The organism is Brachyspira pilosicoli, assembly GCF_036997485.1.
Classification (GTDB): domain Bacteria; phylum Spirochaetota; class Brachyspiria; order Brachyspirales; family Brachyspiraceae; genus Brachyspira; species Brachyspira pilosicoli_C.
In genome coordinates this window covers 597,113-610,392 of the sequence record NZ_JAWLPU010000001.1, presented here as the reverse complement: position 1 = coordinate 610,392, position 13,280 = coordinate 597,113, and the positions used below count along the sequence as shown (strand labels likewise).

Annotated in this window: 11 protein-coding genes and 1 tRNA gene; 9 read left to right on the top strand and 3 right to left on the bottom strand. The window is 27.7% G+C overall.

Annotation, left to right across the window (positions count from 1 at the left end):
• Window position 1 precedes the first annotated feature (1 nt).
• Window positions 2–1,285: an alpha-L-fucosidase gene (locus tag R4I97_RS02600; RefSeq protein WP_335784054.1), complete on the top strand. Its 1,284-nt coding sequence runs from the start codon at window positions 2–4 to the stop codon at window positions 1,283–1,285.
• A 111-nt stretch (window positions 1,286–1,396) separates the two neighbouring features.
• Here the strand turns inward: R4I97_RS02600 and gpmA are convergent, their stop codons facing one another.
• Window positions 1,397–2,143, bottom strand: a complete 747-nt coding sequence (gpmA, locus tag R4I97_RS02595; RefSeq protein WP_335783577.1) for a 2,3-diphosphoglycerate-dependent phosphoglycerate mutase — start codon at window positions 2,141–2,143, stop codon at window positions 1,397–1,399.
• A 189-nt stretch (window positions 2,144–2,332) separates the two neighbouring features.
• Between gpmA and R4I97_RS02590 the strand changes: the two genes are divergently transcribed.
• The 4 genes from R4I97_RS02590 to R4I97_RS02575 all read left to right on the top strand — a co-directional run bounded on the left by R4I97_RS02590 (window position 2,333) and on the right by R4I97_RS02575 (window position 6,284).
• Window positions 2,333–2,407: transfer RNA gene (locus R4I97_RS02590), tRNA-Asp, on the top strand.
• 36 nt (window positions 2,408–2,443) lie between these two features.
• Entirely contained in the window at window positions 2,444–2,707 is a 264-nt protein-coding gene (gene rpsT / locus R4I97_RS02585; protein ID WP_335783576.1) for a 30S ribosomal protein S20, read from the top strand.
• Window positions 2,708–2,840: 133 nt separating this feature from the next.
• Window positions 2,841–3,281, top strand: a complete 441-nt coding sequence (locus tag R4I97_RS02580) for a PepSY-like domain-containing protein (RefSeq protein ID WP_335783575.1) — start codon at window positions 2,841–2,843, stop codon at window positions 3,279–3,281.
• A gap of 144 nt (window positions 3,282–3,425) precedes the next feature.
• On the top strand, window positions 3,426–6,284 hold the full coding sequence (locus R4I97_RS02575; RefSeq protein ID WP_335783574.1) for a chromosome segregation SMC family protein: 2,859 nt from the start codon (window positions 3,426–3,428) through the stop codon (window positions 6,282–6,284).
• An 805-nt stretch (window positions 6,285–7,089) separates the two neighbouring features.
• Here the strand turns inward: R4I97_RS02575 and R4I97_RS02570 are convergent.
• Both R4I97_RS02570 and R4I97_RS02565 read right to left on the bottom strand, forming a co-directional pair.
• Window positions 7,090–8,118 (bottom strand): ankyrin repeat domain-containing protein, encoded by a 1,029-nt coding sequence (locus tag R4I97_RS02570; protein WP_335783573.1) that lies wholly within the window; start codon window positions 8,116–8,118, stop codon window positions 7,090–7,092.
• A 193-nt stretch (window positions 8,119–8,311) separates the two neighbouring features.
• A complete protein-coding gene (locus R4I97_RS02565) occupies window positions 8,312–8,881 on the bottom strand; it encodes an ankyrin repeat domain-containing protein (RefSeq protein WP_335783572.1) in 570 nt (189 codons plus the stop codon).
• 659 nt (window positions 8,882–9,540) lie between these two features.
• Here R4I97_RS02565 and R4I97_RS02560 point away from each other — a divergent pair.
• The 4 genes from R4I97_RS02560 (at window position 9,541) to R4I97_RS02545 (ending at window position 13,280) form a co-directional block, all read left to right on the top strand.
• Window positions 9,541–11,271 (top strand): RNB domain-containing ribonuclease, encoded by a 1,731-nt coding sequence (locus R4I97_RS02560; RefSeq protein WP_335783571.1) that lies wholly within the window; start codon window positions 9,541–9,543, stop codon window positions 11,269–11,271.
• A gap of 189 nt (window positions 11,272–11,460) precedes the next feature.
• Window positions 11,461–12,129: a hypothetical protein gene (locus R4I97_RS02555; RefSeq protein WP_335783570.1), complete on the top strand. Its 669-nt coding sequence runs from the start codon at window positions 11,461–11,463 to the stop codon at window positions 12,127–12,129.
• A 129-nt stretch (window positions 12,130–12,258) separates the two neighbouring features.
• Window positions 12,259–12,657, top strand: a complete 399-nt coding sequence (locus R4I97_RS02550; protein WP_335783569.1) for a YbaN family protein — start codon at window positions 12,259–12,261, stop codon at window positions 12,655–12,657.
• 26 nt (window positions 12,658–12,683) lie between these two features.
• Window positions 12,684–13,280, top strand: a complete 597-nt coding sequence (locus tag R4I97_RS02545) for a hypothetical protein (protein WP_335783568.1) — start codon at window positions 12,684–12,686, stop codon at window positions 13,278–13,280.

The window sequence follows — 13,280 nt, the reverse complement described above, 5'->3', positions numbered from 1 at the left end:
AATTAAAACAAAAAATTATAGACGAGGAGAGCTAAAAATGCTTAAAGATACTAAACAGCAATGGTTTAAAGATGCTAAGTTCGGCTTATTTATACATTGGGGATTATATTCTATATTAGCTGGAGAATATAAAGGCAAGAAAACTGAGAGAATAGGCGAATGGATAATGAATACTTTAAATATACCTGTAGAGGAATATGAGAAGTTAGCAGCTCAATTTAATCCTGTGAATTTTGATGCTGAATATATAGTGAAAAAAGCTAAAGATTGGGGAATGAAATATATTGTATTTACTTCTAAACATCATGAAGGTTTTGCTATGTATGACTCTAAATGCAGCAGCTATAATGTTGTAAAAGCAACCCCATATAAAAAAGATATATTAAAACAGCTTCAATTAGCCTGCGAAAAATATTCTATGAAATTGGGATTATATTATTCTCAAGCTCAAGATTGGCATGACCCTAATGGACTTATGGCAGGAAAAGATAATTCAAAAAAAGATTACCAGTATTACTTAGACCATAAAGTAAAACCCCAGTTAAAAGAAATATTGACAGAATACGGAGATATAGCTTTAATATGGTTTGATACTCCTATGGAAAGTACACCAGAACAAAGCAAATCATTATATGATTTAGTAAAATCAATACAGCCTAATTGTATAGTAAGCGGAAGAATAGGCAATCAAATAGGCGAATATATGACAACAGGTGATAATTTTATACCTAGGCTTCCATATGATGGAGATTGGGAAATACCTGCTACTTTGAATGATACTTGGGGATTTAAAAAAGATGATCATAATTGGAAAAATCCTAATGATATTATAAGGATACTTTTAAAAATTGTAAGCAGAGGCGGAAACTATCTTCTAAATATTGGTCCTGATAGTTTGGGCAATGTGCCTAAAGAAAGTATAGATATATTAGACACTGTAGGTCAATATGTAAAAGATAATGAAGAGGCTATATTTGCAAGCAAGAAAGTTGATATATACCCATACGAGTTGGAATGGGCTCAATTTACTCAAAAAGATTATAAACTATTTGTTCATGTATTATCTCCTAGGAAATATATAGAGCTTCTAAATGTAGGAAATAAAGTAAAGAAAGCTTATGTTCTTAAAGATAAAAGAGAATTAAAATGTGATTGCTTGAAAGCTTGTGAAGGAAATAGTGTAATAGAAGTTGATTTACCTAAGGATATGTATGATAAATATAATTATTGTGTTTGCCTCGAATTAGAAGAGCAAAATCCTATATTTGAACCTATAGTAGGATAAAATTATCTATTATAACTTTTGTAAATTGTATAAAAAAAGCAGCTGGTTATTTTCTATTTTTTAGAAAGTAATTAGCTGCTTTTATAAAATGTCTAATTAAAAAACTAATTATTATTTTTTCTTTCCTTGATTTGCCACAGCTTCCATAGCTTTTTTAACAGCCTCAGGGTCACCTAAATATTGTTTATTAATAGCTTTGAAATTATCATCAAGCTCATAAACTAAAGGCATTCCAGTAGGTATATTAAGCTCTGTGATATCAGCATCAGAAATATTATCTAAATATTTAACTAATGCTCTTAAGCTGTTACCATGAGCAGCGATTATAATTTTTTTACCAGCTTTAATATCTGGAAGTATAACGTTTTCCCAGAAAGGAACAACTCTTGCAACAGTGTCTTTTAAACATTCTGTAAGAGGAAGTTCTTTTTCAGATAAGTTTTTGTATCGAGGGTCATTTCCAGGATATCTTTCATCAGATTTTTCTAAAGCAGGAGGCGGAGTATCATAGCTTCTTCTCCATATTTTAACTTGATCTTCACCATATTTTTCAGCAGTTTGAGATTTGTTTAATCCTTGTAAAGCGCCATAATGTCTTTCATTTAATTGCCAGCATTTTTCTACTGGTATCCATAAAAGTCCCATTTCTTCTAATACCAAATTTAAAGTTTTGATTGCGCGAGTAAGAGTTGAAGTGTAAGCTTTGTCAAAAGTAAATCCAGCTTTTTTTAGTTCTACACCGCCGGCTTTAGCCTCTTCAATGCCTTTTTCTGATAAAGTAACATCAGCCCAACCAGTAAAGAGGTTTTCTTTATTCCAAACACTTTCTCCATGTCTTATTAAAACAACTTTAGTCATTAATAAACTCCTTATAAAAGTGTATTTTTATTTATTATATAGTTAAAAGTATAAAAAATCAAAAAATCTTATGTTATTTATTAGTGTTTATTTTAAATATTTTGTGCTATAAATTATTTTTAAAAAAGTTATTTTGCACTTGACAAAAAATATATTTGTAGTATAATAATCTAACTTAAAAAGTTTTTTGGAGTTGTAGCTCAGTTTGGTTAGAGCGCCTGCCTGTCACGCAGGAGGTCGCGGGTTCGAGCCCCGTTAACTCCGATTTTTATTTTAACTAACTTCACTGGAGTATAATGAATGCCTAATATAAGATCCGCTTCTAAAAGATTAAGACAAAATGTTACGAGAAATCTTTATAACAGAAAAATAAAAAGCTTTTTAAATACTCAAAAAAAGAAAGTATTAAAGTCTATAGATGCTAATGATAAAGATGCTTCTATAGCTGAATATAATAAATATGCTAGTGCTTTAGATAAAGCTGCTAGAAAATCTGTTATTCATACTAACAGAGCTAGTGTTAAAAAATCAGAAATGATGAAAAAAATTAACGCTTTGAAATAATTTTTAAGATAATTCTCAAGTTGTGTGTTCATATTGAGGCTATGGCTTTTTGCTGTAGCCTTAATTTTTATATAATATATATTAAATTTAAATAGATAAAATACGAATATATAATGCACACTAATTTATTATTATGAAGAAAATTTTATTATTTTTTATCATTTTGTATTCTTTTTTATACACACAAAACCTTACAGAGGCTTCTTTACCTCTTCAGGCTAAAAATTTTATTAATCTTAATTTACCTGGGGATACTGTAGATACTGTTAGCTTGTATCAAAATGGCGGAGGATATGAAGTTAATACTAAATTAGGCTTTAATATTATATTTTATCAAAGCGGACTTTGGAAAAGCATTAAAATAGATAATTTAGAAAATAATCCAAACGGCATACCAAGAAGCTGTATACATAGAAGTATGGTAAAAGTAATAGATAACGAATACCCTGCTTCAAAAATAACTTCTATAGTTAGAGAAAATAAGTTTTTTACTGTTGTGCTTAATAATAATGTAGAATTACAAATTACAGGTTACGGTATTATAGTATCTAAAAGAAATTTAGAAGAAGAGTAGAAAGCATTTTCACTTGTATATAAATTCATTGCTTTTTTTTAATACGATTGTATAATGTTTTAAGATTTATACTGTAATTAATTATTGTAAATGACGATAATTATTATAAAATTGTAAATAATTAGTATATAGACAGGAAAGAAGATGTATATAAAGAATCTTAATTTGCACGGATTCAAATCATTTGCCATAGAAACTAATATAGAGTTTAATGAAGGTGTTACTGTAGTGCTTGGACCTAATGGTATAGGTAAGAGTAATATAGTAGAGGCCTTTTTATGGGTAATGGGGGAGCAGTCTGCAAGCAGATTAAGAATAGATAGCTCTAAAGGGCTTGAAAGTGTTATATTTCATGGTACAGACACTAGAAAACCGTCCTCTTTGGCACAAGTAGCTTTAACATTAGATAATACTTCAAGATGGATAAAAAAATATGATAAAGATGAGATAATAGTTACTAGGAAGTATTATAGAAAGGGTTTATCAGAATATTATATTAATGATGAGCAGGTAAGGCTTAAAGATATAGTGGATATGTTTCTTGATACAGGGTTAGGTAAAAATGCATATTCTGTAATTAAACAGGGAACAGTTTCTGAGATTGCTAAACAAAAACCAGAAGAGAGAAGGTCTATAATAGAAAATGCTGCGGGTATTAGTAAATATCTTGAGAGAAGAAGAGAGGCTACCAAAAAACTTGAAGACTCTGAGAGAAACCTTGATAATGTTAAGATAGATATAAAGAATGCTGAGAAAAATTATAAATCATTAAAAGACCAAGCGGCACGCACAGAAAAATATTATTCTCTTATAGACGATAAGAAAAAAATAAGCATAAGTATAAATGTTAATCAGATTAAAAAGGCAAAAATTACTTTAGAGGATTATAATAAAAATCTTGAAGAGCTTAACAATAAAAAGCAGGAACTTGAGAAGAACCTATTAGATTTAGATAATCAAAAACAGCAGGAACTATTAAAGTTTGAAGAGACAAGAAACTTATCTATAGAGCTTGACAAACAGGTGTCATTAATAGTAACAGAACTTACTCATATAGAAAAAATGTCTAATCAATTAAAGATACAATTAGAAAATAAGTTTAAAGAAAAAGAAGAAACTATAAACAGAAAAAATACTTTAGCTAAAAGAATAGAAGAAGATAAAAATCAAATATTAGAATTAGATAAAGATATAAAAAACATATTAGAAAATATTGAATTAGCATTAAAAGAACAAGAGATAGAAGAGGGCAATATTGCAAGCGAGCAAAATAAAATAGCTAGCTGCAACGATGAAATAGCAATACTCACACAAAACAATCAAAACAATACTTTAAAAATAGCCGATGCCAGAGAAAGACAGCTTGAAGTGATAAATAAAATAATTACCGAGATTGATGAAAAGAAAAAAGATATAATGGGTAATAGTTTTTATCAGAATATAGGAAAGCATGAAGCTGATATTGATATAGGTTTTAATAACTTACTTGGATCTATCAACACCAAAATGAACACTATAAAAGAGTTTGAAGAAGATGGTGTTTTGGATAATCTCAATGAGCTTAGTTTTAATTCTTTATCATCATTTGTAAGAAATTTAAAAGAGATGCTTGATACAGAAAAAAGAGATGCATTGCTTTTACAAGATATTTTTAAAGAATACACTAAAATAAAAGACCCTTTTGTTGATTTGCTGTTTGATAAAGAGGGTACTTATATGCAAAAAGAGGCTATAGATAAAGAGATAGCTTCTTTAGAATCTTCTATTCAAAGCAATCTTGACAGAATAGAAGAGCTTAACAACGAAATAAAAAAAGCAACAGAAAACATTAATTTATCAAATTCTAATCTTACTACTCTCACAATATCAAAAGCAAAATATGAGACAAATAAAAAAGCTTCTGAAGATAGAAAAGAGATGATAATAAAAAGTATAGCTATTGTAGAAGAAGAGTTTGCAACATTAAATGATAAGATACAAAAACAAGAAGAAGATTATAAATTATTAGATAAAGAGCTAAAAGACAATATAAACAATTTTAAAGAACTCGAAAAGAAAAAAACAAAAATGGAGAGTGAGGCAAGATTAAAGGCTAGCGAAATAAAAAAGGCTGAATCTGCTTTATCTAACTTTGATGTTAATCACTCAAAACATATAAAAAAGTTAAACGAAACAAATGAAAATATTACAAGAATAAGCGAGAGAATTAATCAGACAAAAGATAAGATTAATGATATATATAATAATTTTTATGAGACTAATGCTATTAATTTGAAAGAGTATGAGGCTGTTACAGAAGGCTTAATTGATGAAGAAGTTTTTAGAAACAAGCTGAACACTATTAATGACAAGATTAAGAATTTAGGTCATATTAATGAGATGGCACTCGATGAATATCAAGAGGCAAAAAATAGATTCGAGTTTTTAAGCAAGCAAAAAGAAGATTTAGAGAAATCAAAAGAAGAGATATTAAAAATAATAGCTGATGCCAACAAAAAGGCAGGAGAAGATTTTCTTAAAACATTTAATGAAATAAACAAAAAATTCTCTGAGACATTTAAAATCTTATTTGGCGGCGGTAATGCCGGCTTAAAAATACAAAACGAAGAAGATTTATTAAACAGTCCTATTGATATATTCGCACAGCCGCCGGGCAAGAAAATGGAAAACATAGTCTCGTATTCTGGAGGCGAGCTTACTATGACAGGGCTTGCTTTAGTATTTGCTATATTTTTGTATAGACCTAGTCCATTTTGTATACTCGATGAGGTGGATGCTGCTTTAGACGGAGCGAACATTATAAGATATAAGAATATGGTTAAGGGCTTATCAGATAAAACTCAATTCTTAATTATCACGCACGATGAAGTATCTGCCACTATAGCCGATGCCTATTATGGAATTACAGCGGAAGAAAAGGGTGTATCTAAAATATTTACAGTGAAGGTTGATAAAGACGGAGCTGTAAACGGCAGCGAAGAGAAGCTAGTTACAAACGAATAGTTATATATCTAAGTCAATATATTTTGCAATGTAATTTTTTTTAATCAACTTTTTCACGCCTTCGCTGTGCGGACTTCGTCAAAGTTGCAAAAAGTGCAAATGTTTTAGCTTTATATGTTGGAATATGTATAAAATAATATCATATGTATTTTGGGCAACAGCTAAAGCTTGATTTTTTTAAAATATAGTTCTTTTGGTTCTTTTATACCAATACCGAAAGGTACCTACTCGGTAAAAGAACTGGGGGTGTGGGGGCAAAGCCACCACAAACAATAAATTTAAATACTAAATTCTTAGTCTATGTTGAAAAATTTTAAGTAAAAAATTATTGTTCTTTTTCCCGCCTTCGCTGTGCGGACTTCGTCAAAGTTGCAAAAAGTGCAAATGTTTTAGCTTTATATGTTGGAATATGTATAAAATAATATCATATGTATTTTGGGCAACAGCTAAAGCTTGATTTTTTTAAAATATAGTTTTTTTGCTTCTTTTATACCAATACCGAAAGGTACCTACTCGGTAAAAGAAGTTGGGGGGTCGGTGGCAAAGCCGCCACAAACAATAAAATTGAAAAAACTAAAATTGACAAAATATATTTATTCAGGTATATATAGTTTTCAAAATCTTGTAATTTTTTATTTTGTTGTTATGCCCCTGTAAGTGTGTATTGCCTACATTTTTTTATTATATATAAAAAACTTATTTGTTACTACACTCACAAGTTTTTTATTAGTTCTATATAGTTTTAATTTTTTATTATCATTACATATAAATTAAAACATAAATATTACAATTTATAAAACATTCACTATTTTACTATTTTATAACCGTACTCCTTTGCCATATCATTAGCTGTTTTTCCTTTTTTATTTTTTATATTCACATCAGGATTTAATTTTAATATCTCATTTATAAGAGGTTCATTGCGAAGTGCTATAGCATACATTAATAAAGTATTTCCTTTATTGTCTTGAGCATTAATATCGGCACCATTAGATACTAATAACTTTATAAGTCTAATAGCCCTATCTGTCTCTTCCATTTTCTTCTGATTCATATAATCTTTTATATAGTCTGTTTTGGCATGATCTCCAAACATATCTTCCGTCATTGCCTTAACATTCTCTAAAACACCAAAAGATGATATTGTATGAAATAAAGCTGTTTTTCCTTCATTATCTTTTATATTAATATCTGCATTTTCTGATAAACATATATCTATTATTTGTACTTTATCAGTTTGAACAGCAAACATTAATGTAGTAACACCTTCATTATCTTGAGCATTAATATCAGCACCTTTTTCAAGTAAAAACTTTACATGTTCTTGATTTTCATATGCTAAAGAATGCTGTATTAAGGGAGTTCTTCCAGATTTATTTTTTTTATTTATATCTGCACCATGTTGAATGAAATAATTAACGGTTTCCTTTTTTCTAGTAAAAAAGAAAACATTAGAACCATAATTATCTGACACATTAAAATCAGGATTATATTTTTCAAATAGTTTTAAGATTTCAAGTTCATCTAAAACAGCAGCCCAGAAAAATGCATTTCTTCCCTTATTATCTTTTATTTTAATAACATCTGCATTATGCTCTAATAAAATTTTAACAACCTCTATTTCTCCTTCTGTTACAGCATTCATTAAAGGAGTAAATCCGTCTTCTTCATCTTGAACATTAATATTAACTTTATCAATTAATTCTTCAATTACATACATTTGACCATAACGGCATGCATGAAGAAAATTTCTTTCATCTTGAGTTATACCATAAGAATCATTTACCATTAAAACTACTCCAACAATAATTAATACAATATATTTTTTTACCATTTGAGTTCCTATTATTACTAATAAAAATTGTTCGCTAATCAAACTCTATCAAATAAATTTGCTAGAGGCTCACAATTTTTATAAATTATATTTTATTATTACTATGCCAACCATAAGGCTCCTTACCTACAGCATCGCCAATATAAGCCAGCAACTAAAGTTATTGGCTGCTATGGCTAACTTTTTATTATTCTTATCTTTTTGCACCAAGCTCTATTAATTTTTCTTTAGCCTCTTTTTTACGAGATAAAAGCAGAGCAGTTACTCCTAAATCATCCATGTGATTTACATCAAGACCTAAATCTTTTACTAAATATTCAAATACATCTATATTACGAAAATCCGCTGCTATAATAATTCCATTAGCATTATTGCCACTTCTTGAATTAACTAAATTAGGATCATGTTCAACTAACATCTGTATAATTTCAACATCACCTGCACCGCAAGCCCAAAGAAAAGCATTTCTCTCTCTGCCATCATAAATAGAAGGATCAGCACCATTATCAAGCAGATATCTTATCATATCTTTATTTTTATTAAGTACAGCTAATATGATAGGAGTTTCTTTATTAATCTCATAAGATCTATCTAATATAGAAACCTCATCCTTTATGGTTATTCCAGTATTAATATTTTCTTTATTTATTAATTTTTTGAGACCTTCTAAATCATTATTTAGTATGGCATCTAATATATTATTATTATTTGAACAAGATATAGTAAAGATACCCAATAAAAATGATAGAATTAGTTTTTTCATTATATACCTCCATTGTTGTTTATATTTTTATTACTAATTTTAAAAGTATAAATAATTAAAATAAAAAATCAATATACATATATTGGGTATAATTTTTTATTATTATCTATAATAAATTTATTTCACTATATTATTATGGTTATATTTTTTATAAAATATTTGCACTTTCGCAAAGCGTACCCGTAGGGTAAAAACTTTTTGCTGCGGGAAAAAGTTGAATAAAATAAAAACTTATATGACAAAATATAATTGTTTATATACACTAAAATTTTTAAGTTTGTTAAAAGTTATATTTTGTAATTTAAAATATTTATGGGGGACTAGCCCTCTGCGAAGCGTGCCCTATAGCTACACACACCCACTTCTTTTTTTGGTATATACTGAAAATTTTTAAGTTTGTCAATTTTTTGTTTTTAAATTTTGTTGTTTTCGTGGACTAGTCCCCGCACCCCTACTTCTTTTGGTGACCCAAAGAAGCAAAAAGACTGCATTTTTTATGCTAAAATGCAGGTATTATTTTATAGTTAATACATATTCCAATATATATAGTAAAATATTTGCTGATACTGTCCCCCGCAAATGTTCAAAATTATAAAAATAATTTTTGACAAAATGCAATCACTTTAGTATAATTTATTATTATTTTTGAGAGAGTATTTATGAAAACCATAGAAGAACTTATAGCAAAATTGTCTAAAAATCAAATGGACTATAATGTATTTATAAAATTTAATGCAAAAACTCCATTAGAAAAAACTTCTCTTACTAATTTAATAAGAAAAGCAATCAGCGATGGATATATACAAAAAACTGACAGCAATTTACTTAGGGTAACTAAAGCTGGGTATTTATTTATAAACCCAAATAGTGCCAACAAAGAAGCTGTAAAAACTTCAGTTCACGCTAAAAAAATAAATATTAATATAGATGATGCTAAATTAGATTCAGAGATAATAGCAGATGCTTATAATATTAAATTAAACTTTTCTGATGATTTATTAAAGTTAGCAGAAAATATTAATAACAATGCTAATTTTAATGATATTGCTGATAGGGCTGATTTGAGGAGTTTAAAAACTGTTACAATAGACTCAGAGCATTCAAAAGACTTAGACGATGCATTTAGCATAGAAAAGATAGAAGATAATTATAAAGTGTATGTGCATATTTCTGATGTCAGCCATTTTATAGAGGCTGATTCTCCTCTTGATATAGAAGCAAAAAAAAGAGGAAACTCCACTTACTTAATAGATAAAGTATATAATATGTTTCCAGAGATTCTTTCAAATGACATCATTTCACTCAATGAAAAAGTTGATAGATTTACTTTGACTTTAATTTGCGTTATAGATAAAGATGGGAATATTTTGGCAAGCGATGTAGTTAAAAGCATTATAAACTCGGACAAAAAATTATCTTACAATTACGTAGAAGATATTATAAACAAAAAAGCTAATGATGAAGATTGGCTTATTGAGCTTATAAACAATGCTTTGGAAGTAAAAAACATATTGCATAAAAAAAGAAGCAAGGGTGTAGATTTTGAGAATGATGATATTAATATAGTATTAGATGATAATGGTGTTCCTATAGAGTTTTATGCTGAAGAGAAAAAGGAATCTATGCTTATAATAGAGTCTTTAATGCTTTTGGCTAATAGTGAAATAGCAAAAAAGTTAAAAGACTATGAGGCTGTAATATACCGCTATCATGGCGCACCTGATAATTATAGATTTAATAATTTTAAAATATTAGCACACAATAAAGGCTATGAATTAAAAAAGTTAGATGAAAATAATTATGATTTAATTGACTTTTTAGAAAAGATAAAAGGAAAGTCAGAAGAGAAACTTCTTACTGGTGTTTTAATGCGTTCTATGACACCATCATCATATAGTGTAGTTAATAAAAGTCATTTCGGTTTGGGTTTTGATTATTATACTTATTTTACTTCGCCTATAAGAAGGTATGTCGATTTAATAATACATAGAATAGTAAAAGATTATATTATAGATAAAAAAACATATATTAATGATGATAACAAATATAAGACGATAGCAGATGAATGTACTTTGCTTGACAGAACATCAAAAAAGGCAGAGAGGCAATTAAGGCAAATAAAAGCGGCGAGGTATATGAAAGACAGACTTGGAGATGAATATTATGGGTTTATTAGTTTGCTTTCAAGGAATGGTATTACAGTTGAGATAGAAGGGCTTGATATAGAAGGTTTTATTGAGTCTACTTATGTTGGTGCTAATTATAGATTTTATGAGGATATGCAAAGTATTTATATTGATAAAGTTAAGATGTATGAGCTTGGGGATAGAGTTAAAATTTTTGTAGTTAAAGCAGATATAGAAAGCGGAAAGATATATTTCTCTCTTTAATAAAATAGTTTTTATGCAAAAATATAGTTATTATGTAATTTATTTAAATATTTGTTTTTCAATGTTGACAAAAAATAATTAATTATTTAGAATAAACAAGAATTATAAAGGTCTGTATTTATTCGGGCTTTTATTTTTTAATACAAACTGAACACTGTTCACTTAAAAAACTTGTTAGGAGATTTATATATGAAATGTTTAATTATTATATTATCATTATTCTCAGGACTTTTATATTCTTATAATTCCAAAGATATTAACAGTTTTTATAATAGTTATTATTCATCTAATTATGATATAAAAGAAATAGAAAATAGTTCATCTCAAACTTATAAAAATATATATTATTTAATTTATTCAAAAAAAATAACTAATGAAAAAGAAAAATATAATTATTTAAAAAAAGCCATAGAAGAAAATAAAGATTATGAAAAGTCTGATGATATTGACTATTTAATAAGCGTATCAGAATTGATGAATTACATAGTTTACTTCAGCAATGTTCCAGAAAAAATTTCTTTTGGTTCAAAAAGCAAAGATATATATAAAAAAATATTAGAAAAAGACAGTAAAAACTTTTTTGCTCTTCTCGGCACAGGTATAGGCTATATGCATGCTCCAGCTATAGCAGGCGGAAGCAACAAAAAGGCATTTGAATATATTAATAATGCTTTAAATAATGCTAAAGAAGAATATCAAAAGTATTTATCATACATCTGGCTTTCACAGTATTATTTTAAAACTAAAGATGAAGAAAACTATCAAAAATATATTAATATGTCTAAAAGACGATATCCAAATGGTGAATTATTAAAAGAAGCTTTAGATAGAAATAATATTAAGAAAAAAGCTTTATGATTATATATGGTTTTTGTTGACAAAATTAAAAACATGGTTTATAATGAACAATGTTCAATATGGTTGGTTTTATATTGAACTTTTATTTTACGAAGATTTTGAACAAAGTTCAATATAAGGCTGAAAATTATGAGAGTATTATTTATAGTTTTAGGTTTTTTATTTATGGGTATAGGCATTGTAGGAGTGATAATTCCTATACTTCCTACTGCACCTTTTTTACTTTTATCTGGATTCTTTTTTGCTAAGGGTTCAAAGAAATTTCATGATTGGTTTATATCTACAAAACTTTATAAAAAACATTTAGAGAGTTTTGTTAAATCAAAATCTATGACTTTGAAATCTAAACTTAGTATACTTATACCTGTAACTATTATGCTTATAATTGCATTTATATTTGTGAATAATTTACATGCGAGAATAGCATTAGTTGTTTTAATAATAGCAAAATATTTATATTTTTTTATATGCATAAAAACTATAAAATATGATGATAGAGTAGAAAATAATGCTGAGTTTGAAGAATAATAAAATAATGATTTGGATAGTTTTTTATGAATAGATATATTATTATAGTTAATATTTTTATATTTAGTTTTTTTGATATTATTTACACAGAGGAGGAGAAAAGAAACGCTATTGAATCTCCTATTGATAACAGATTTTTTTCTATAGGTTTATATAGCAGTGCAGATACTATAAAGACAAGTGTTAATATAGAATTAGGTTTTAAACTATTTAAGTATAATAATTTTGAGATGAAAAGCTATACTTCTATAGTAGGTTCGAAGATATATGATGATAATCCAGATTTATATGAATTAGGATTTATGCAGAAAATTACTTTTGGCAGCAGAGATTCTTATGATGAGAAGATAAGCATATCAAGATACGGTTTTGCTTTTGGAAGTTTTGGATTTATATCATTTAATCCTAATACTAGTCATAAATTTTTATTTGAAGAGCCTTTTTATTGGGAAGTTGGAGGGGGTGCTGGTTTTAATATAAATGTAAGCAAGCATTCTTCTATAGTATTAGAATTTGGCGGCGGGATACATGATATTATTAATGGTGCTAAACTTGGATATCCTAGAAAGTTAAATATGGCTGGGTTTGGTAGAATAAGCATAGGTACTCGGTATTATTTTTAA

Coding starts and splice junctions, on each gene's coding strand:
- R4I97_RS02550 (WP_335783569.1), top strand. CDS start 12,259: ATGAGAGTATTATTTATAGTTTTAGGTTTTTTATTTATGGGTATAGGC.
- R4I97_RS02565 (WP_335783572.1), bottom strand. CDS start 8,881: ATGAAAAAACTAATTCTATCATTTTTATTGGGTATCTTTACTATATCT.
- rpsT (WP_335783576.1), top strand. CDS start 2,444: ATGCCTAATATAAGATCCGCTTCTAAAAGATTAAGACAAAATGTTACG.
- R4I97_RS02580 (WP_335783575.1), top strand. CDS start 2,841: ATGAAGAAAATTTTATTATTTTTTATCATTTTGTATTCTTTTTTATAC.
- R4I97_RS02545 (WP_335783568.1), top strand. CDS start 12,684: ATGAATAGATATATTATTATAGTTAATATTTTTATATTTAGTTTTTTT.
- gpmA (WP_335783577.1), bottom strand. CDS start 2,143: ATGACTAAAGTTGTTTTAATAAGACATGGAGAAAGTGTTTGGAATAAA.
- R4I97_RS02575 (WP_335783574.1), top strand. CDS start 3,426: ATGTATATAAAGAATCTTAATTTGCACGGATTCAAATCATTTGCCATA.
- R4I97_RS02555 (WP_335783570.1), top strand. CDS start 11,461: ATGAAATGTTTAATTATTATATTATCATTATTCTCAGGACTTTTATAT.
- R4I97_RS02560 (WP_335783571.1), top strand. CDS start 9,541: ATGAAAACCATAGAAGAACTTATAGCAAAATTGTCTAAAAATCAAATG.
- R4I97_RS02570 (WP_335783573.1), bottom strand. CDS start 8,118: ATGGTAAAAAAATATATTGTATTAATTATTGTTGGAGTAGTTTTAATG.